Source organism: Paenarthrobacter sp. NPDC089714 (assembly GCF_044748905.1).
In the GTDB taxonomy this organism is placed as follows: domain Bacteria; phylum Actinomycetota; class Actinomycetes; order Actinomycetales; family Micrococcaceae; genus Arthrobacter.
The window spans coordinates 426,510-444,129 of sequence record NZ_JBIVGX010000001.1; the positions used below are offsets into that span (position 1 = coordinate 426,510).

The window sequence follows — 17,620 nt, forward strand, 5'->3', positions numbered from 1 at the left end:
AAGATCGGCTTTACAGCCACAGTAAGCGTGCTTATGATCATTTGGCTCTACCGTCCGAGGATGTCGAAATTACAGATAGGTAAGCCCAGGTATGGCCGAAGCCATGATTGAGTTCCAGAGCGTGACCAAGCAGTACCAGGGGGGACAACCAGCGGTTGACGCTCTGAGCATGTCCATCGACAAGGGCGCCATTACGGTCTTTGTCGGTCCCTCGGGCTGCGGCAAGACCACGTCATTGCGCATGATCAACCGCATGGTTGAGCCCAGCGCGGGCACCATCACCGTCAACGGCGAGGATGTGTCAAAGGTCCCGGCCGCCCAACTGCGCCGGTCAATGGGGTATGTCATGCAGTCCGCAGGTTTGCTCCCGCACCGGTCCGTGCTGGACAACATTGCCACCGTTCCCCGGCTGAACGGGGTTCCGAAAGCGGCTGCGCGGAAGCGCGCGGCGGAACTGCTCGACGTCGTCGGGCTGGCTTCCGGGCTCGGCAAGCGGTACCCGTCGCAACTCTCGGGCGGCCAACAGCAACGCGTCGGCGTGGCGCGTGCGCTCGCGGCCGATCCGCCGGTGCTGCTCATGGATGAGCCCTTCAGTGCGGTTGATCCCGTGGTGCGCGACGAACTTCAGCAGGAACTGCTGCGCCTCCAGCGCGAACTGGCCAAGACCATCGTTTTCGTGACCCACGACATCGACGAGGCCACCGTGCTGGGCGACAAGGTGGCGGTCTTTGCCGTGGGCGGCAAACTCGCACAGTATGCAGCTCCGGAGGAGATCCTCAGGGCGCCGGCCAACGACTTCGTAGCGTCCTTTGTCGGCCGCGACCGGGGGTTCCGGCATCTCGCGTTCAACGCCGCCGACTCGGTGCAGCTGCACCCTGTCACCATGGTGGGAGCCTCTGACGGGCATCACGCCGGCCGGGACTCGGGGGAGTGGGCGCTGGTTGTCGACCAGGAGACCAGGCCGCTCGGGTGGTCCTCACCGCGGGACGGCGCCGGAATCATCCCCGGCGGTTCACTCTTCCGCAAGGGGGACACCCTGCGGCGGGCGCTCGACGCGGCGCTGTCCTCGCCGTCGGGCCTGGGCGTAGCCGTGGACGACGACGGCAGGGTCGCTGGAGTCCTGAAGGCACCGGAAGTCCTGGCCCTCATCGAAGAAGTCCGCCGCCGCAGGGAGGACGCCACCTGATGCAGTGGTTCCTGGCGAACACGGGCATGGTGTTTGGCTTGGCGGGACAGCACCTGGTCCTGGCAGTCATCCCCATGGTCCTCGGGCTGCTGATTTCGGTTCCCCTGGCTCAGCTGGCCCGCCGAAACAGTACGCTGCGGTCCATAGTGGCCACGGCTACGTCCTTGCTCTACACCATCCCGTCCCTGGCGTTGTTCATCATTCTCCCCACCATCCTCGGGACCCGGATCCTGGACCCGCTCAATGTGATCGTGGCGCTGACGATCTACGCCGTGGCCCTGCTGGTCCGCGCGGCAATGGACGCCTTCGATTCCGTGGACAACGATCTTCGGAACGCAGCCGTGGCCATGGGCTTCAAGCCCCTGAACAGGTTCTTCCACGTGGACCTTCCGCTGTCCCTTCCGGTGATGTTTGCCGGGCTGCGCGTGGTCTCCGTCAGCAACATTTCCCTGGTGAGCGTTGCGGCGCTGCTGGGTGTGGGCAACCTTGGCATGCTGTTCACTGACGGTTTGCAGCGCACCTTTGTCACGGAGGTCGTGGTTGGCATTATCGCCATCCTGGTGCTCGCGTTGCTGATGGACGCTGTGCTCGTGGTGCTGGAGAGGATCCTGACGCCCTGGACCCGGGCCGCGGGCGGCAGCGGACAGGCCAGCGCCACGGCCATCATCACCGAGCCCAAGTCCGGGCCGGGACCGCAGGCGACCCCACGACCGGATCCGGGGGCATCGGCATGAGCAACATCTTTACAGACACCATCGCCTGGCTTGTTGACCCTGTGCACTGGTCCGGAAGCGGTGGAATTCCAGCGCGTTTATCCGAACACTTGCAATACAGCGGCCTCGTGCTGGTCATCGCCGCGGCGATAGCCATCCCCGTAGGACTCTATATTGGCCACACAGGTCGGGGCAGGGTGGTTGCCGTTGCCCTGGCCGGAGCCCTCCGTGCCCTGCCCACGCTCGGCCTGCTGGTCCTGTTCGCGCTGTTGGCGGGCAGCGGCCTCATGCCGCCGGTTTGGGCACTCGTGATCCTCACCGTTCCACCGCTCCTTGCAGGCACCTACGCAGGCATTTCCAGCGTCGATTCCACGGTGGTGGATGGTGCCCGGGCCATGGGCATGACCGAGATGCAGATCCTGTTCCGCGTTGAGCTGCCCAACGGGCTGCAAGTCATGTTCGGCGGAATCCGGACCGCAGTACTCCAGGTCATCGCCACAGTGTCGGTGGTTGCCTACCTGCCGCTCGGCGGGCTGGGCCGCTACCTCTTCGACGGCCTGGTCCTTCAAGACTTCCCGCGCATGCTCGGCGGCTCCCTGTTGATCGCGGCTTTGGCGATCGCCGTCGACCTTGTCCTTGCCGCCATCCAGCGCCTGGTGCTGTCACCAGGCCTTGCCCCCGACTCCCGCGGTCGCCAGAAGGCGCCCGACGGTCACCAAGCCACAGCTCCCTCCGGGGCTGCCGTTCAAGGAGGTACACCATGAAAAACCCCGTCCCCATGACCCTTACGCGCCGTGGTCTCGGCGGCCTGGCAGCCGGCCTCGGTGTGGCGCTCGCGCTGAGCGCCTGTGGTGGCAGCCCCCTGGCAACACCGTCATCGTCGGCAGCCAGCGGATCAGCCGGCGGATCGTTGGTTGTAGGTTCGGCAGACTTCCCGGAAAGCCAGGTCATCGCCGAAATCTACGCCGGTGCCCTCAACGCGGCCGGAGTCACAGCCACCACCAAGCCAAACATTGGCTCCCGCGAAATCTACTTCAAGGCGGTCCAGGACGGCTCGGTAGACCTCGTGCCGGACTACTCGGGCAACCTCCTGTCCTACCTGAACGCCGATGCCACGGAAGTCTCGGCCGATGACGTGTACAAGGCGCTGCCGGGCAAGCTGCCCGACGGCTTGGCCGTGTTGGATGCGGCCAAGGCAGAGGACAAGGATGCCATGGTGGTCACCAAAGCCACGGCAGAGAAGTACCAGCTGAAGTCCATCGAAGACTTGGCCAAGGTGTGCAAGGACTTCACCATGGCTGCCCCGGCCACCTTCGAGACCCGCTCCTACGGTTTCCCGGGCTTGAAGAAGAACTACAACTGCGAGCTCAAGGGGCTGCAGCCCTTCAGCGACGGTGGTGGCAACCTGACCCTGCAGGCCCTGCTCGAGGACAAGGTCCAGGTGGCCGATATCTACACCACCACGCCGTCCATCGTTGACAACGACCTTGTGGTCCTCGAAGACCCCAAGAACAACTTCAAGGCCCAGCAGGTCCTGCCGCTCTACAACAAGTCCAAGATGACGGACAAGGCCAAGGACGCACTCAACAACGTGTCCAAGATCCTCACCACCGAGGACCTCATCAACCTGAACCGTTCGGTGAGCGGCGACCAGAAGCAAAGTGCCAAGGACGCAGCCGCCGCCTGGCTCAAGGACAAGGGCATCGTCAAGTAACGACTGGCAAGAACCGCTGACGACGGCGGTGACGGACCCCCGCGGGCCCGTCACCGCCGTCGTTGCTTCTGTGAGGGACGTCTCAACGGAAGTCCATGACCGCTATGGCATATTTGAGGAATGGCGAATTTCAAGCAGTCCACCAAGCTTCATAATGTCCTCTACGACATCCGTGGACCGATTCTTCAGGCCGCCCAGCAGATGGAGGCGGAGGGTCACCGGATCCTCAAACTGAACATCGGAAACCCGGCACCGTTTGGTTTTGAAGCGCCTGACGCCATTTTGGTGGACATGATCCGCCACCTCCCCAACGCCCAGGGATACAGTGACTCCCGCGGCATCTTCTCGGCCCGAACGGCCGTGTCCCAGTATTACCAGACCCGCGGCATCCAGAACATCCACGTTGACGACATCTACCTTGGCAATGGCGTCAGCGAGCTCATCACCATGTCCCTCATGGCGCTGCTCGAAGACGGCGATGAGGTCCTGATTCCCACCCCGGACTACCCCCTGTGGACGGCTTCTGTCGCCCTGGCCGGCGGACGGCCCGTCCATTACCTCACCGACGAGGAATCCGGCTGGCAGCCCGACCTTGAGGACATGGAAGCCAAGATCACGCCGCACACCAAGGGCATCGTGGTCATTAACCCGAACAACCCCACCGGTGCTGTCTATCCGGAAGGGACGCTGAAGAAGATCGTGGCTTTGGCCGAGAAACACGGCCTGGTGATCTTCGCGGACGAGATCTACGAAAAGATCCTGTACGAAGACGCCGTCCACGTGAACCTCGCCGGCCTGACGGGCGACGACGTGCTGTGCCTGACGTTCAGCGGCCTGTCCAAGGCTTATCGCGTCTGCGGCTACCGGGCTGGCTGGATGGCCATTTCCGGGCCGAAGAAGGATGCCGCGGATTACCTCGAAGGCATCAACCTGCTGGCCAACATGCGCCTGTGCGCCAACGTGCCCGCCCAGCACGCCATCCAAACGGCACTGGGCGGCTACCAGAGCATCAACGACCTCATCCTTCCCGGCGGTCGGCTCCTGGAGCAGCGGAACAAGGCTTACGACCTCCTGAACGCCATTCCCGGCGTCAGCACCCAGCAGGCGAGGGGAGCGCTTTATCTGTTCCCCAAGTTGGATCCGGAGGTCTTCCACATCCGGGACGACGAGAAGTTCGTCCTGGATCTCCTGAGGGAGCAGAAGATTCTGGTCTCGCACGGCAGGGCCTTCAACTGGGTACGTCCGGACCACTTCCGCATGGTTACCCTGCCCAACGTCAAGGACATCGAAGAGGCGATCGGGCGCATGGCGGACTTCCTGTCGAGGTACCCGGGCAACTAGCCTGAGTTCCATGCTGCGCCGCCGGGGCGCCGCCCGGCAGGAAGGCAAGCCATGGTCGCTGCGGTTGAGTTCGCCAAGAGTCCAGCAGAAGTCTTGAGGGTGGATTCGGGATTCTCACTTGCGGGTGTGGATCCCGAATCGACGCCGGGCTATTCAGGCAACAAGGTGGACGGCAAGGCCTTGCTCGGCGCGCAGGATGCCAGGCTGACCGAACTCCAGGAGCAATTGTTTGCGTCGGGAAAGTTCGGCAGTCCCAAGCGGTTGCTGTTGATCCTCCAGGCCATGGACACAGCGGGCAAGGGCGGGGCTGTCAGCCACGTTGTGGGTGCCATGGACCCGCAAGGCGTCCACCTGACGGCCTTCAAGGCACCCACCGAGGAAGAGAAAGCCCACGATTTCCTGTGGCGGATCGAGAAGCAGGTTCCGGCTGCAGGCATGGTGGGTGTCTTCGACCGCTCCCATTACGAGGATGTCCTCATCCACCGGGTGCATGGATGGGCAGACGCCGAGGAACTGGAGCGGCGGTATTCAGCCATCAATGACTTCGAAGCGCGGCTGGCCGAACAGGGAACCACCATCGTCAAAGTCATGCTGAACATCAGCAAGGACGAACAGAAAGGCCGCCTCATCGCGCGGCTGGACGATCCGAGCAAGCACTGGAAGTACAGTCGCGGCGACCTGACCGAGCGGGCCTTCTGGGATGACTACATGGAGGCCTACAGCGTCGCCTTCGAGAAAACATCCACTGACGTCGCCCCGTGGCACGTGGTTCCGGCCAACAAGAAGTGGTACGCGCGCATCGCTGTTCAGGAATTGTTGCTGGAGGCCCTCCGCGGGATGTCCCTGGACTGGCCCAAAGCGGAGTTTGACGTTGCCGCCGAACGCGCCTTGGTGGTCGAGTCCTGAGCTGTCCCTCGGTTTGCGTGGGGGTTGCCGCGTGCCGTCCGGTCAGCGGTTTCTTCCTGTCAGTAGCCGGGTGGCCGCCGGGCGCGGGCAATAGTGGCTTACCCGTCGGTCGAGGGGCAGCACCCGGTTACTGGCCCGCCCCGGAATCCGTATTTGCCTCGCGGGCCGTTGCGAGCCGCTTGCGGGCGCCTTCCAGCCAGTCCTCACAGCGTTTGGCCAGCGCTTCGCCGCGTTCCCACAGGGCGAGTGACTCTTCCAGGCTTGCGCCGCCGGCCTCAAGACGGCCCACGACGGCCACCAATTGTTCACGGGCTTCTTCATAGCTCAGGGCATCGAGCGACTCGGAAGTGTGTGCGGGGTTTTCGGTCATGGGTTTCCTTTGGCTGTCCCGGCCGCTTGGACCGGTTGGTGGTCTGAATGACGCCGTCGTTCGTGTCTTGGGATCATCGCCCGGCGATCTGGCCTTGCCCCACGGACATTGCCCGGAAGCGTCCTTCCGCAACCCGGATGGCCAAAGCCGTTCCTTCCGGCGTCTGCTCCGGGCTGCTGACCACGGTGTGGCCCGCCTGGTCCTCGCCCACGATCTGCACCACCGCATAGCCGCGGTCCAGTGTTTTTTGCGGGGACAAGGCACGTACTTGCGCGCGTAGGTGATGCACCTGGTCGAGGGCCCGCAGCACAGCTGTATTCACGGCAGAGTGCGACCTTTGGCGCAACCTGGCAACGTCCTCGGCGCGCACTGCCACGAGGGTGTCCGGCGTGGCCAAAACCGGCCTCGACCTTAGGGCGTGCAGCCGGTCCGTTTCCCTGTCCACCGTCCTCCCAATGCTGCGGCGCAGGTGGTCGCGGGCCTGCCGGACCGCCGCGAGCTCTTCGGAGACGTCCGGAACGATCCTCTTGGCTGCATCCGTTGGCGTCGAGGCGCGGAGGTCGGCAACGTCATCAAGGATCGGCCGGTCGGCTTCGTGGCCGATGGCACTGACCACCGGGGTTGTAGCGGCGGCCACGGCCCTGATCAGGTCCTCGTTGCTGAACGGCAGGAGGTCCTCGAGGGCACCGCCGCCGCGGGCGAGGACGATGACATCCACGTGCGGATCAGCATCCAGCTTTTTGAGGGCGCCAATGATTTGCGAGACTGCGGTGTTGCCTTGGACTGCCACCTCGCGGACGTCGAATTCGACGGCGGGCCAACGCAGCGCTGCGTTGCGCAGGACGTCCTTCTTGGCGTCCGAATCGCGGCCGGTGATCAATCCAATGCGGTGGGGGAGCAGGGGCAGCTTCCGCTTTCTCGAATCGGCGAAAAGCCCTTCTGCCGCCAAGGCCTGCCGGAGCCTCTCAATCCGGGCCAGGAGGTCGCCCAATCCCACCGGCCTGATGTCCTTCACCGACATGTTGAGGCGCCCGGTCTTCACCCAGAAATCGGCTTTCACCAGGGCCACTACGCGTGAGCCGCGTTCCAGCGGAGTCCGTTGTCGGTCCAGCACCGTGGACCACACCGAAGCTGGCAACGAGATCTCCGCGTCGACGTCACGAAGCGTCAGGAACGCGTTGCCACCGCGGCGGTTCATTTCGATGACCTGGCCCTCGATCCATGCGGCCGGTGCACGTTCGATGTGGGCCTTGAGCTTCCGCGATAACAATTGCAGGGGCCACGGGTTGTCCGGGCTGGTCTCGGCGGCTGTCGCAGGCAGTGTCGATTCAGGGCTGGCTTCAGCTGACATGGGTGATCCGTGCTTTTTCCTGCATGTGCCTGTCCTCGGTAGCCTTGCGCCCGCCGGTTACGGGGCTGCTTTCCAACTCTATCCATAGCCGCAGCCGCCGGGTCCCATATTTTCCCCTGTATGTGGACAGTCCTAGGATGGTTGGACAGCCCCCTAGCACCGAGGTAGACCTTGCGTACTTTTGTCTCAGCAGTGGGAGTGATCCTCGCTTTGCTGCTCACAGCCGTGGCCGTGCCTGCAGCATGGGTTGATGCGAATGTGGTCAAGGAAGACGGTTTTGTCCGTATGGCCGGTGCCTTGGGCAAGGACCCCGACTTTCAGAACCGCCTGACCGGCGCGGCCGTGAGTACCTTCGAGTCCTCCGTGCAACTGCCCGAGCCGGTCCGCAATCTGGCAGGCGACGCCCTCAAAGGCGCTGCGAACGGCATGCAATCGTGGAGCGACTATCCGCAGGCCTGGGAAGAAACGGTCCGGAACAGCCACCGCCTCAATTTTGGCGGCCAAACCGAAGAATCAGGTTCCCCCACTGCTTTGCTCCTGGATATTGCGCCGCTGGTCCGGCTCATCAGGGACCACTTCGCGTCGTCCACCGGGATCACCCTGGACGTCCCGGCTGAAAGCGTGGTGACGTTGGGGCAACCGTCGCAGCGGCAGATCGTGGAGCGCGTATCCGCCTTCGCCCCGTTGTGGTGGGTTGCCGCTTTGGGCGCCGCGGTGTCGGTTCTGCTCGCGCTGGCTGCGGCACGCAGGCGCGCGCTGGTTTTCGTCTTCCTGGGACTTGGCGGGCTGGCTCTGGCTGCCCTCTGGAGCACGACGGCGGACCTCGCCGTCAATTCGGTCCAGAACCTTTCCAGCGGCAACAGTGTGGCGGAGTTGTTCAAACAGGAGTTCCTGGAGTCGTCGCGGTCCGGCTTTGGCCAATGGATAGTCGTGGATGTTTGGGTCTCGGCTGCCGTCCTGGCACTGGGATTCCTTGGGTGGTTGGTATCCGGGAGACGGCGGTCACCTTCGGCAAACCGGGCCACCGCTGCCCGGTAGCATGGAAGGATGACCAGCACAGCAGTCTCCATTCCGATGCCCACGGTTCCCCGCAGACGTCGATCCCCTGAAGAGGTACTGGCGGCTGCTCCTGTGAACGGTACCAAGAAGGTCCTTCTGGCTGCCCCGCGCGGATACTGCGCCGGCGTCGACCGTGCCGTCATCGCGGTCGAAAAGGCCTTGGAGCATTACGGACCTCCGGTCTACGTCCGCAAACAGATTGTCCACAACGTCCATGTGGTCTCCTCACTTGAGGAAAAGGGCGCCATCTTCGTCGATGAGACGGACGAGGTCCCTGAGGGTGCCCTGGTGATCTTCTCCGCCCATGGAGTTTCGCCTGCCGTGGTGCAGTCGGCTGAGGATCGGGGTCTGCGCACCATCGACGCCACGTGTCCCTTGGTGACCAAGGTTCACCGCGAAGCCGTGCGTTTCGCGAAAGAGGATTACGACATTCTGCTCATCGGCCACGACGGCCACGAGGAAGTAGAAGGTACGGCCGGTGAAGCCCCGGACCATATCCAGATCATTAACGGCCCGCATGAAGTGGGCAAGGTAACGGTCCGCAACCCTGAGAAGACCATCTGGCTTTCCCAGACCACCCTGAGCGTTGACGAGACCATGGAAACCGTGCGCATGCTCAAGGAACGGTTCCCCACGCTCCAGGATCCGCCCAGCGACGATATTTGCTACGCAACCACCAACCGCCAGGTAGCCATCAAGAAGATCGCTCCGCAGGCCGACCTCGTGATCGTGGTGGGATCGGCCAACTCATCGAACTCCGTCCGCTTGGTCGAAGTTGCCCTGGAATACGGTGCAAAGACGTCGTACCGCGTGGACTTCGCCAATGAGGTGGATGAAAGCTGGTTCGAAGGCGTCGCCACCGTAGGCGTTACATCCGGCGCTTCGGTGCCGGAGGTTCTGGTCCAGGAAGTGCTGCGGCTGCTCGCAGACTACGGTTACGGCGAGGTCCAGGAAGTGGTGACAGCCGAAGAGGACCTTCTCTTCTCTCTGCCGAAGGAACTCCGCGCCACCCTGAAGCAGGCCGGCGACGTGAGCCGGGCGCTTGGCGGGCGCGGAAACCGCCCTACGTCCTAGAGGGATTCAAGAACTGGTCCCGGCCGGGTAACTGTCACATGAGTGAGAGTCACCCGGCCGGGCCGTTTCTTTTGTCGGCACTATGGCTGAAGAAGGGGAATTGGCTGCATTGCCAGCCCTCCACCCACCGGCCTGGCCAGGTGTTTCCTTAGGCGGCCGACTCGCGGTCGTGGTCCGTTTCGTCCCGGGACTCCACGGCCAGGAGTTCCGGTGCGGCGAGGGAGCGCGGCACGGCCTCCACCGACGGCGGGGCGACAAGTCCCGCGTCATCCATGGTGTTGAGTTTGCGGGCCGTGGGCAGAACCCGGGCCTCCAAAGTTCCCACCAGCGCGTTGTAACGATCAACGGACGTCTTGAGGGAACTGCCCAGTTTCCCGACATTTTCACCCAGGGTGCCCATGCGTTCGTAGAGCTGCTTGGCGAGATCGAAGAGTTCGTGGGCGCTGTCCGTGAGGACGTCCTGCCGCCAGGTGAAGGCCACGGATTTCAGGACCGCGAGAAGCGTTCCCGGCGACGCCAGGACCACGTTCCTGGACAGGGCATGCTCCAACAAGGCCGGGTCCGTTTCCAATGCCGACGCCAGGATCGACTCGGCGGGGAGGAAGCAGATGACCAGTTCGGGGGAGTTGCCGGGGATGTCCCAGTACTTCTTCGAAGCGAGGGCATCAATGTGGGCCTTGAGTGCCTTGGCGTGCTGGGCAAGGAGCACTTTGGGATCTTGGTTGGCTGAAGGTGTGACGGACTCACCAAGGGCACCCTCGCCGTGGAGCTGCTCCTGCGCTGCCAGATATGAGGCCAAGGGCACCTTGGCATCCACTACCAACTGCTTGCCGCCGGGAAGCTGGACCACAAGGTCCGGACGCAGGGTGTTGTCGCTGCGTGCGGAATGCACCTGCTCATGGAAGTCCACGTGGCGCAACATGCCCGAGGCCTCAACAACCCGGCGAAGCTGGACTTCGCCCCACTGACCGCGGGCACTGTTGGAGCGCAGTGCGGAGGCCAAGGCGTGCGTCGACCTGAGGAGCTGTTCATCGGAGAGCCGGGCGTCCTGCAGTTGCTGCGCCAATTGCCCGTACTGTTCCACGCGGTCGCGTTCCAGGAGCGAAACCTGCTGCTGGACTGCGGTCAGCTTCTCGGCGACCGGGGCAAGGGCGCGCAGGACGCTGCCGTCCGAATTCCGCGCCTCGCTCAGTTCCCGGTTCTGTGCGAACAAAAGCCGGCGTTCGGCGTCGGCGGCCGCGAACTGGGCTGTCACGTCCGAAAGGCGGGACGAAACGGCGTCGAAGTCAGCTTCCAGTCCGGCGCCCCGGCGCTGGAAGAGCACGTACCCGATGCCAAGTCCGACGGCCGCTCCGATCAGCAGCATGAGCAGGGCCAGAACCAATCCAAATCCATCCATGCAGTAACCCTGTCACAGGGGTACGACAGTTTTAGCGCGGCCTCGCGTGTGACCCTTCGGTGCCGGTTTCAACAAGCAAGTCTGCGGACGTTCCGGGTAGAATCAATCCTCGTGGCTCTTACTATTGGCATCGTCGGACTGCCCAACGTCGGCAAATCAACCCTTTTCAACGCACTGACCCGCAACCAGGTGCTTGCTGCGAACTATCCCTTCGCAACCATTGAACCGAATGTCGGCGTCGTGAACCTGCCGGACCCCCGCCTTGCGAAGCTGGCCGAGATCTTCGGGTCGCAGCGGCTACTGCCGGCCCCGGTGTCCTTTGTGGACATTGCCGGAATCGTCAAGGGCGCATCCGAAGGTGAAGGCCTGGGCAACAAATTCCTTGCCAATATCCGTGAAGCCGAGGCGATCGCCCAGGTTGTGCGCGTCTTTGACGACCCCGATGTCATCCACGTTGACGGCAAAGTCGACCCGCGCTCCGACATGGAGACCATCAACACCGAACTGATCCTGGCTGACCTCCAGACGATCGAAAACGCGATCCCGCGCATCGAAAAAGAAGTCAAAATCAAGAAGCGCGAAGCCGCTGAGCTCGCAGCCATCAAGGCAGCCCAAGCCGTACTGGAGCGCGGCGACACCATCTTCTCGTCGATCAAGAGCGACAAGCTGGAGATGGGACACCTCAAGGAGCTGGGCCTCCTGACGGCCAAGCCCTTCATCTACGTCTTCAACGCCGACGAAGGCATCCTCGGCGACCCCGCCAAGCAGGATGAGTTGCGCGAACTCGTTGCCCCCGCCGATGCCGTATTCCTCGATGCCAAGCTTGAGGCAGACCTCGTTGAACTGGACGAGGAAGAAGCCCGCGAAATGCTGGAGATGAACGGGCAGAGCGAATCCGGACTCGACCAGCTCGCCCGTGTCGGCTTCCACACCCTTGGCCTGCAGACCTACCTGACTGCCGGACCCAAGGAAACCCGTGCCTGGACCATCCGCCAGGGTGATACCGCTCCGCAAGCAGCCGGCGTGATCCACTCCGACTTCCAGCGGGGCTTCATCAAGGCCGAAGTTGTGTCCTTCGACGACCTCATCGATGCCGGCTCCATGGCTGAGGCCAAGTCGCGCGGCAAGGTCCGCATCGAAGGCAAGGAATATGTCATGGCCGACGGCGACGTGGTGGAGTTCCGCTTCAACGTCTAGTTTCACGAGCCAACATGGCCCCGGTTCAAGCTGAGCACCTCAGCTTGGATCGGGGCTTCCTTTTTCCGGAAAGAGAATTGTTCCACTGAGTTGTCCACATAGCGCAATGGAACGCCTCTCAGCAGCCAGCTGCTTGGCAATACTGGGCAAATGGGAATCAGATACTACGCATTTGCCTTCGACGGAGACATGACTGATCGGGTACTCGCCGACCCAAGAAGTGTTATGTCATCGGATCCACTCGCAGATGCCTGGGGGTTCGAATCAGGAGCTGAGGTCGGTTTTCCCACTTTCGAACAATCCATACCTGAGCGCGACATGCTCTACTTGGACAAGGCCTGGAGGGAACTGCAGGCTTTCACTGCCCCGTCCAGGACAGGAGCGTATGCAAGACCGGCCTTTCGCATGTTCGAGGGCGAGGTAACCATGCATTATGACGGCTGGGAATCATGGATTCGGGTGCTGCCACCGATGGATGTACCTGCAATCGCCCAAGACTTGAGCGACATCACTGACGCAGAGTTGGGAAACTGGTTGCAGGGTTCCTTGCGTTTCCAGAGGGACTCGAACGTCTCCTACGCTGTTGACTACCTGCAGCGGGCTCGGGCTTTCGTCAATGATCTGGCGGCCTCCGGACGCGGCTTTGTTTACCTTATCGGTTAGCCTGGGACGACGGCATATAACGCGATACTGTGGCGGTATGGGCAATGCCGTGAGGGAACTCCGGGAGGCTGCCGGTATCAGCCAAGGTGAGTTGGCCCGGCGCTCCGGCGTGGCGCAGCCAAACATTGCGGCGTACGAATCGGGCCGCCGCAAGGCATCCCGGGGGATGCTGGATCGTCTTCGTGCCGCTGCGCGCCCCTTGCCGCACGTGGTCCTTGCCTCGCGGGCACAGGAGTTACGTGAATTGGCTGGCCGTTACGGATTCAGCAACGTTCGCGTCTTTGGGTCGGCCGCACGTGGATCCGATGGTCCGGGGAGTGACCTGGACATCCTGGTGACTCGTCCGGAGGGCATCGGACTGTTGACTGTGGCCGCGTTCGCCGCCGCGGCGGGTGAATTGCTGGGAGTCGAGGTCGATGTCGTGACGGACGGCGGCCTGCGTGCAGATCACGAAATCCTGACGACGGCGGTCGCAGTGTGAATCAACGGGACGCTGCCACACTCAAGTAATGCTCCGTCTCCCCGGAGTGCCGTGGTCGCTTATCAAACGCATGAGGGATCGCCTGGCCCATCACTACGAAGGCACCGACTACGAGGCCGTTTGGGACACCCTCATGATTGACCTTCCCGCAATTGGCAGATACCTCGAGTCCCTGGACGGCGCCTAGCGCATAGCCCCGGTCCAGCTGAGAGATCAGCAGGTCCGGGGCTCTTTCTTGCCCAAAAACAGTCCTGTCCTGCTGTCAGACAGCGAATATTACCACCGAGTAGCCTTTGACTTGAAATCCCCGGCAAATTAGGCAAGTAGAGGTTGCGGAACGGTTACAGTTTGGCTTGTTTGTTCCAACATTCGGACGCAATGTGGGTAGGCTTACACTCACATGTAGGCAACGTCACAGTAGGAATCTGTGCCTGCGCCTGGGGGAAATCACGAACTTCCCCTCATCAACTCCACGACTCATAGGAGGCGGAATGCGTTTCTCGCGCACTTCCAAAGCTCTAGGTGTAGCGGCGATCGTCGCCCTCGCCATGACTGGTTGCGGCGGTGGCTCCGGCAGCAACACGAACAGTTCAGCCGCGGTCGACCCGAACAAAGTCATCACTGCGTACAGCAACGAACCGCAGAACCCGCTGCTTCCCGCCAACACCAACGAGGTGTATGGAGGCCGCGTCGTTGAACTGCTGTTCGAGGGCCTTCGCACGTACGACGCCGACGGCAAGCCGGTCAACGCTTTGGCTGAGTCCATTGAAACCACTGATTCGCAGAACTGGACCATCAAGGTAAAGTCCGGTTCCAAGTTCACCAATGGCGAGGCCATTACGGCCAAGACGTTCGTTGACTCCTGGAACTTTGCTGCGCTGAGCACCAACCTCCAGAACAATGGCTTCTTCTTCGAATCCATCGAGGGCTACGCCGATGTCAGCGCAGTGACGGAAACCACAGGCGCCGACGGCAAGAAGACCTCAACTCCGGCACCCACTGCTCAGACCATGTCGGGCCTGGTAGCCAAGGATGACTCTACTATCACCGTAAAGCTTGCTCAGCCTGAGGCCGACTGGTCGCTGCGTCTGGGCTACTCGGCGTTCTTCCCGCTTCCCTCTGAGGCCCTCAAGGACTCCAAGAAGTTCGGCGAAAACCCGATCGGTAACGGCCCGTACAAGATGGCGAAGGAAGGGGCCTGGGTACACGACCAGTCCATCTCCCTGGTCAAGAACGCCGACTACAGCGGCCCGCGTACTGCCAAGAACGGTGGCGTGACTTTCAAGTTCTACACGGACCCGGGCCCCGCATACACGGACCTGCAGGCCGACAACCTTGATATCACCGACGTTATCCCGTCCAACGCCCTGAAGACCTACACCACGGACTTCCCGGACCGGAACTCCACCAAGCCGGTGGCAACCGACTCCACGCTGAACATCCCGCCGTACAACCCGAATTTCCAGGGTGAAGCCGGCAAACTGCGCCGTCAGGCGCTGTCCTACGCGATTAACCGCGAAGAGATCGCAAAGGTTGTCTTCAGCGGTACGCGTACTCCGGCCAAGGCCTTCGCTCCGCCGGTCATCGACGGTTTCAAGGCAGATCTCAAGGGCAGTGAAGTGCTCAACTTCGACGCCGCCAAGGCCAAGGACCTCTGGGCCCAGGCTGAGAAGATCAAGCCCTACGACGGATCCAAGCCGCTGCTCATCGCCTCCAACACTGATGGTGGCAACAAGGAATGGATCGAAGCCGTTGCCAACGGTTTCAAGAACAACCTCGGCATCGAGGCTGAAATCCAGCCGTTCGCCAAGTTCGCCGAAGTGCTGGACCTGCGCAAGTCGCAGTCCCTCCCGGGCCTGACCCGCGCCGGCTGGCAGGGCGACTACCCGTCCCTGTACAACTTCCTGGGACCGGTTTGGGCCACCAACGCTTCGTCCAACTATGAGAAGTACTCGAACCCTGAGTTCGACAAGCTCCTCAAGGAAGGCCTGGCGGCCAAGTCCACCGAGGAAGCCAACGCAAAGTTCAACCAAGCACAGGAAGTCCTGTTCCAGGACCTTCCTGGTCTGCCCCTGTGGGACCAGGCTCGTGCGATCGTGTGGAGCAACAACGTCATCTCGGCCGAAACCGGCTGGAACGGCGGCATTCGCTACTTCAACATCGAAGCGAAGTAATCCGCAGGATCTGAGCTTGCCGTAAGGCAATGGGGGTCCGGCTGGGAAGCCGGGCCCCCATTCGCCTGCTGCGGCAGGAAGGTAGAAATGACACCCCATCGAAAAACCAACGGAAAGAGGTGACCCTGTGGTTCGCTACATTCTTCGTAGACTCCTTCAGGTGATCCCGGTCTTCCTAGGGACCACCCTTCTCGTGTACTACATGGTCTTCGCACTTCCCGGTGACCCCATCGCTGCACTGTTTGGTGACCGCCAGCCACCGCAAAGTGTTATCGACGCCCTGCGTGCCCAATACAACCTGGACCAGCCGTTCTGGGTCCAGTACGGGATCTTCCTTAAGAACCTGTTCACGTTCAATCTTGGCGTCGACTTCACCCAGCAACCTATCGCAGCGGCGCTGGCCAGGGCGTTTCCCGTAACCGCCATGCTTGCGATTGAAGCAATCATTATCCAGGCCGTCTTTGGCGTGGCATTTGGCGTTTTCGCAGGACTCCGCAAGGGCAAGCTGTTTGATTCCACGGTCCTGGTTACTTCCCTCATCGTCATTGCCGTGCCTACCTTCGTGTTGGGCTTCGTGTTCCAGCTCGTCTTCGGTGTCCAACTCGGCTGGGCCAAACCGACCGTGGGTGGCAACGCCGACTGGGGCAATCTGCTTCTTCCGGCCATCGTCCTCGGGCTGGTCTCCTTTGCGTACGTTCTGCGCCTCACCCGGGCCTCGGTCATCGAAAACATGAATGCCGACTACGTTCGCACTGCTACCGCCAAGGGCCTGTCCCGGCCCCGCGTCGTCATGGCGCATATCCTCCGCAACTCCTTGATTCCGGTAGTTACCTATCTTGGTGCCAACCTTGGTGGACTCATGGGCGGAGCAATTGTCACCGAGGGCATCTTCAACGTTCCAGGCATTGGCAACAAGCTGTACCAGGCCGTTCTGCGCGGCGAAGGACCTACGGTCGTCGCGATCGTCAGCGTTCTGGTCCTCGTCTTCGTGGCGGCCAACTTGCTTGTCGACCTCCTATACGCCTGGCTTGACCCGAGGATCCGCTATGACCAGTAACCGAGAACATTTCGTCGCTCCCGTCGACGAGACCCCCCTTCAAGCCACCGACTCTGTCAAGGTGGACGAAGCTCCTTTGAGCTTATGGGCTGACGCATGGCGCAAGTTGCGTCGCCGGCCGATGTTTATCGTTTCGGCTTTACTTATCCTTTTCCTGACCTTTGTGGCGATTTTCCCCGGCGTTTTCACCAGTGTGGCTCCCAATAATGACTGCCAGCTGGCCAATTCCGAGGGAGGTCCCACGGCGGGGCACCCGTTCGGCTTCACCCTTCAGGGTTGTGATGTTTTCTCCCGGGTGGTCCACGGTACACAGGCTTCGTTGTCTGTAGGTGTGCTCTCGGTGCTGTGCGTTCTGGTCATTGGTGTCACCTTGGGCGCTCTGGCCGGGTACTACGGTGGTTGGCTGGATGCCGTTCTGGCACGTTTGGGTGACATTTTCTTTGCACTGCCGCTCATTCTGGGTGCGCTCGTCATTACGCAGCTGCCGTTGTTCCGGGAGAACCGGAGCGTCTGGACGGTGGTACTGGTGATATCACTGTTGGCCTGGCCGCAAATGGCGCGAATTACCCGTGGTGCGGTGATTGAGGTGCGCAATGCCGACTTCGTCACAGCAGCCCGTTCGCTGGGCGTATCAAAGTTCGGTGCGCTCGTTCGCCACGCATTGCCCAACGCCCTGGCGCCGGTCATTGTCTTGGCGACGCTGGAACTGGGTGTCTTCATTGTCGCTGAAGCAACACTGTCCTTCTTGGGTATCGGCCTGCCTCCAGGCATCATGTCCTGGGGTAACGACATAGCCGGGGCGCAGGCTTCCATCCGGACAAATCCGTCCATCCTGCTCTTCCCGGCAGCCGCCTTGTCCATCACCGTCCTGAGCTTCATCATGCTTGGCGACGCCGTCCGCGATGCTCTTGATCCCAAGAGCCGTCAGCGCTAAG

Annotated in this window: 18 protein-coding genes; 15 read left to right on the forward strand and 3 right to left on the reverse strand. The window is 62.0% G+C overall.

All coding sequences use genetic code 11. The features are described from left to right. The first annotated feature begins 91 nt into the window (after positions 1-91). From ACIPY3_RS01950 to ACIPY3_RS01975, 6 genes are all read left to right on the forward strand, one after another. Positions 92-1,186, forward strand: coding sequence for an ABC transporter ATP-binding protein (locus ACIPY3_RS01950; RefSeq protein WP_400329377.1), 1,095 nt, complete (start codon positions 92-94; stop codon positions 1,184-1,186). Beyond that, positions 1,186-1,920, forward strand: a complete 735-nt coding sequence (locus ACIPY3_RS01955; protein ID WP_400329380.1) for an ABC transporter permease — start codon at positions 1,186-1,188, stop codon at positions 1,918-1,920. Before ACIPY3_RS01950 ends, ACIPY3_RS01955 begins: the two co-directional genes overlap by 1 nt. Beyond that, a complete protein-coding gene (locus tag ACIPY3_RS01960) occupies positions 1,917-2,663 on the forward strand; it encodes an ABC transporter permease (protein WP_400329383.1) in 747 nt (248 codons plus the stop codon). The genes ACIPY3_RS01955 and ACIPY3_RS01960 overlap by 4 nt, the downstream gene beginning before the upstream one ends. Next, positions 2,660-3,613, forward strand: coding sequence for an ABC transporter substrate-binding protein (locus ACIPY3_RS01965; RefSeq protein WP_400329386.1), 954 nt, complete (start codon positions 2,660-2,662; stop codon positions 3,611-3,613). Before ACIPY3_RS01960 ends, ACIPY3_RS01965 begins: the two co-directional genes overlap by 4 nt. 120 nt (positions 3,614-3,733) lie before the next feature. Then, positions 3,734-4,954 (forward strand): pyridoxal phosphate-dependent aminotransferase, encoded by a 1,221-nt coding sequence (locus tag ACIPY3_RS01970; protein ID WP_400329389.1) that lies wholly within the window; start codon positions 3,734-3,736, stop codon positions 4,952-4,954. 51 nt (positions 4,955-5,005) lie between these two features. Further along, complete coding sequence (locus ACIPY3_RS01975) at positions 5,006-5,860, forward strand: polyphosphate kinase 2 family protein (protein WP_400329392.1); 855 nt, start codon at positions 5,006-5,008, stop codon at positions 5,858-5,860. Positions 5,861-5,987: 127 nt separating this feature from the next. Here the strand turns inward: ACIPY3_RS01975 and ACIPY3_RS01980 are convergent, their stop codons facing one another. Both ACIPY3_RS01980 and xseA read right to left on the reverse strand, forming a co-directional pair. After that, entirely contained in the window at positions 5,988-6,230 is a 243-nt protein-coding gene (locus ACIPY3_RS01980; RefSeq protein ID WP_400329395.1) for an exodeoxyribonuclease VII small subunit, read from the reverse strand. A 73-nt stretch (positions 6,231-6,303) separates the two neighbouring features. Further along, the gene (xseA, locus tag ACIPY3_RS01985) at positions 6,304-7,581 is read right to left on the reverse strand and encodes an exodeoxyribonuclease VII large subunit (protein WP_400329398.1); all 1,278 of its coding nucleotides are present in this window, start codon (positions 7,579-7,581) and stop codon (positions 6,304-6,306) included. A gap of 171 nt (positions 7,582-7,752) precedes the next feature. On the opposite strand from xseA, the gene ACIPY3_RS01990 reads away from it, so the two are divergent. Together ACIPY3_RS01990 and ACIPY3_RS01995 are read left to right on the forward strand one after the other, a co-directional pair. Next, positions 7,753-8,619 (forward strand): hypothetical protein, encoded by an 867-nt coding sequence (locus tag ACIPY3_RS01990; protein WP_400329401.1) that lies wholly within the window; start codon positions 7,753-7,755, stop codon positions 8,617-8,619. A gap of 9 nt (positions 8,620-8,628) precedes the next feature. Beyond that, positions 8,629-9,714, forward strand: coding sequence for a 4-hydroxy-3-methylbut-2-enyl diphosphate reductase (locus ACIPY3_RS01995; protein WP_400329404.1), 1,086 nt, complete (start codon positions 8,629-8,631; stop codon positions 9,712-9,714). A gap of 148 nt (positions 9,715-9,862) precedes the next feature. Here ACIPY3_RS01995 and ACIPY3_RS02000 read toward each other — a convergent pair whose 3' ends face one another. After that, positions 9,863-11,113, reverse strand: coding sequence for a DNA recombination protein RmuC (locus tag ACIPY3_RS02000; RefSeq protein ID WP_400329407.1), 1,251 nt, complete (start codon positions 11,111-11,113; stop codon positions 9,863-9,865). A gap of 111 nt (positions 11,114-11,224) precedes the next feature. Here ACIPY3_RS02000 and ychF point away from each other — a divergent pair, with 111 nt between their 5' ends. The 7 genes from ychF to ACIPY3_RS02035 all read left to right on the forward strand — a co-directional run bounded on the left by ychF (position 11,225) and on the right by ACIPY3_RS02035 (position 17,619). Then, a complete protein-coding gene (gene ychF / locus ACIPY3_RS02005; RefSeq protein WP_400329410.1) occupies positions 11,225-12,310 on the forward strand; it encodes a redox-regulated ATPase YchF in 1,086 nt (361 codons plus the stop codon). A gap of 150 nt (positions 12,311-12,460) precedes the next feature. Beyond that, positions 12,461-12,973 carry a hypothetical protein gene (locus ACIPY3_RS02010; protein ID WP_400329413.1) on the forward strand — a complete coding sequence of 171 codons (513 nt, stop codon included), beginning with the start codon at positions 12,461-12,463 and terminating at the stop codon, positions 12,971-12,973. A 37-nt stretch (positions 12,974-13,010) separates the two neighbouring features. After that, positions 13,011-13,454, forward strand: coding sequence for a helix-turn-helix domain-containing protein (locus tag ACIPY3_RS02015; protein ID WP_400329416.1), 444 nt, complete (start codon positions 13,011-13,013; stop codon positions 13,452-13,454). A gap of 28 nt (positions 13,455-13,482) precedes the next feature. Further along, a complete protein-coding gene (locus ACIPY3_RS02020) occupies positions 13,483-13,641 on the forward strand; it encodes a DUF86 domain-containing protein (protein WP_400329419.1) in 159 nt (52 codons plus the stop codon). A gap of 304 nt (positions 13,642-13,945) precedes the next feature. Continuing rightward, entirely contained in the window at positions 13,946-15,628 is a 1,683-nt protein-coding gene (locus ACIPY3_RS02025) for an ABC transporter substrate-binding protein (protein ID WP_400329422.1), read from the forward strand. Between the two features lie 127 nt (positions 15,629-15,755). Continuing rightward, positions 15,756-16,685, forward strand: coding sequence for an ABC transporter permease (locus ACIPY3_RS02030; protein WP_400269699.1), 930 nt, complete (start codon positions 15,756-15,758; stop codon positions 16,683-16,685). After that, on the forward strand, positions 16,675-17,619 hold the full coding sequence (locus ACIPY3_RS02035) for an ABC transporter permease (RefSeq protein WP_400329425.1): 945 nt from the start codon (positions 16,675-16,677) through the stop codon (positions 17,617-17,619). Before ACIPY3_RS02030 ends, ACIPY3_RS02035 begins: the two co-directional genes overlap by 11 nt. The last annotated feature ends 1 nt before the right edge of the window (position 17,620 follow it).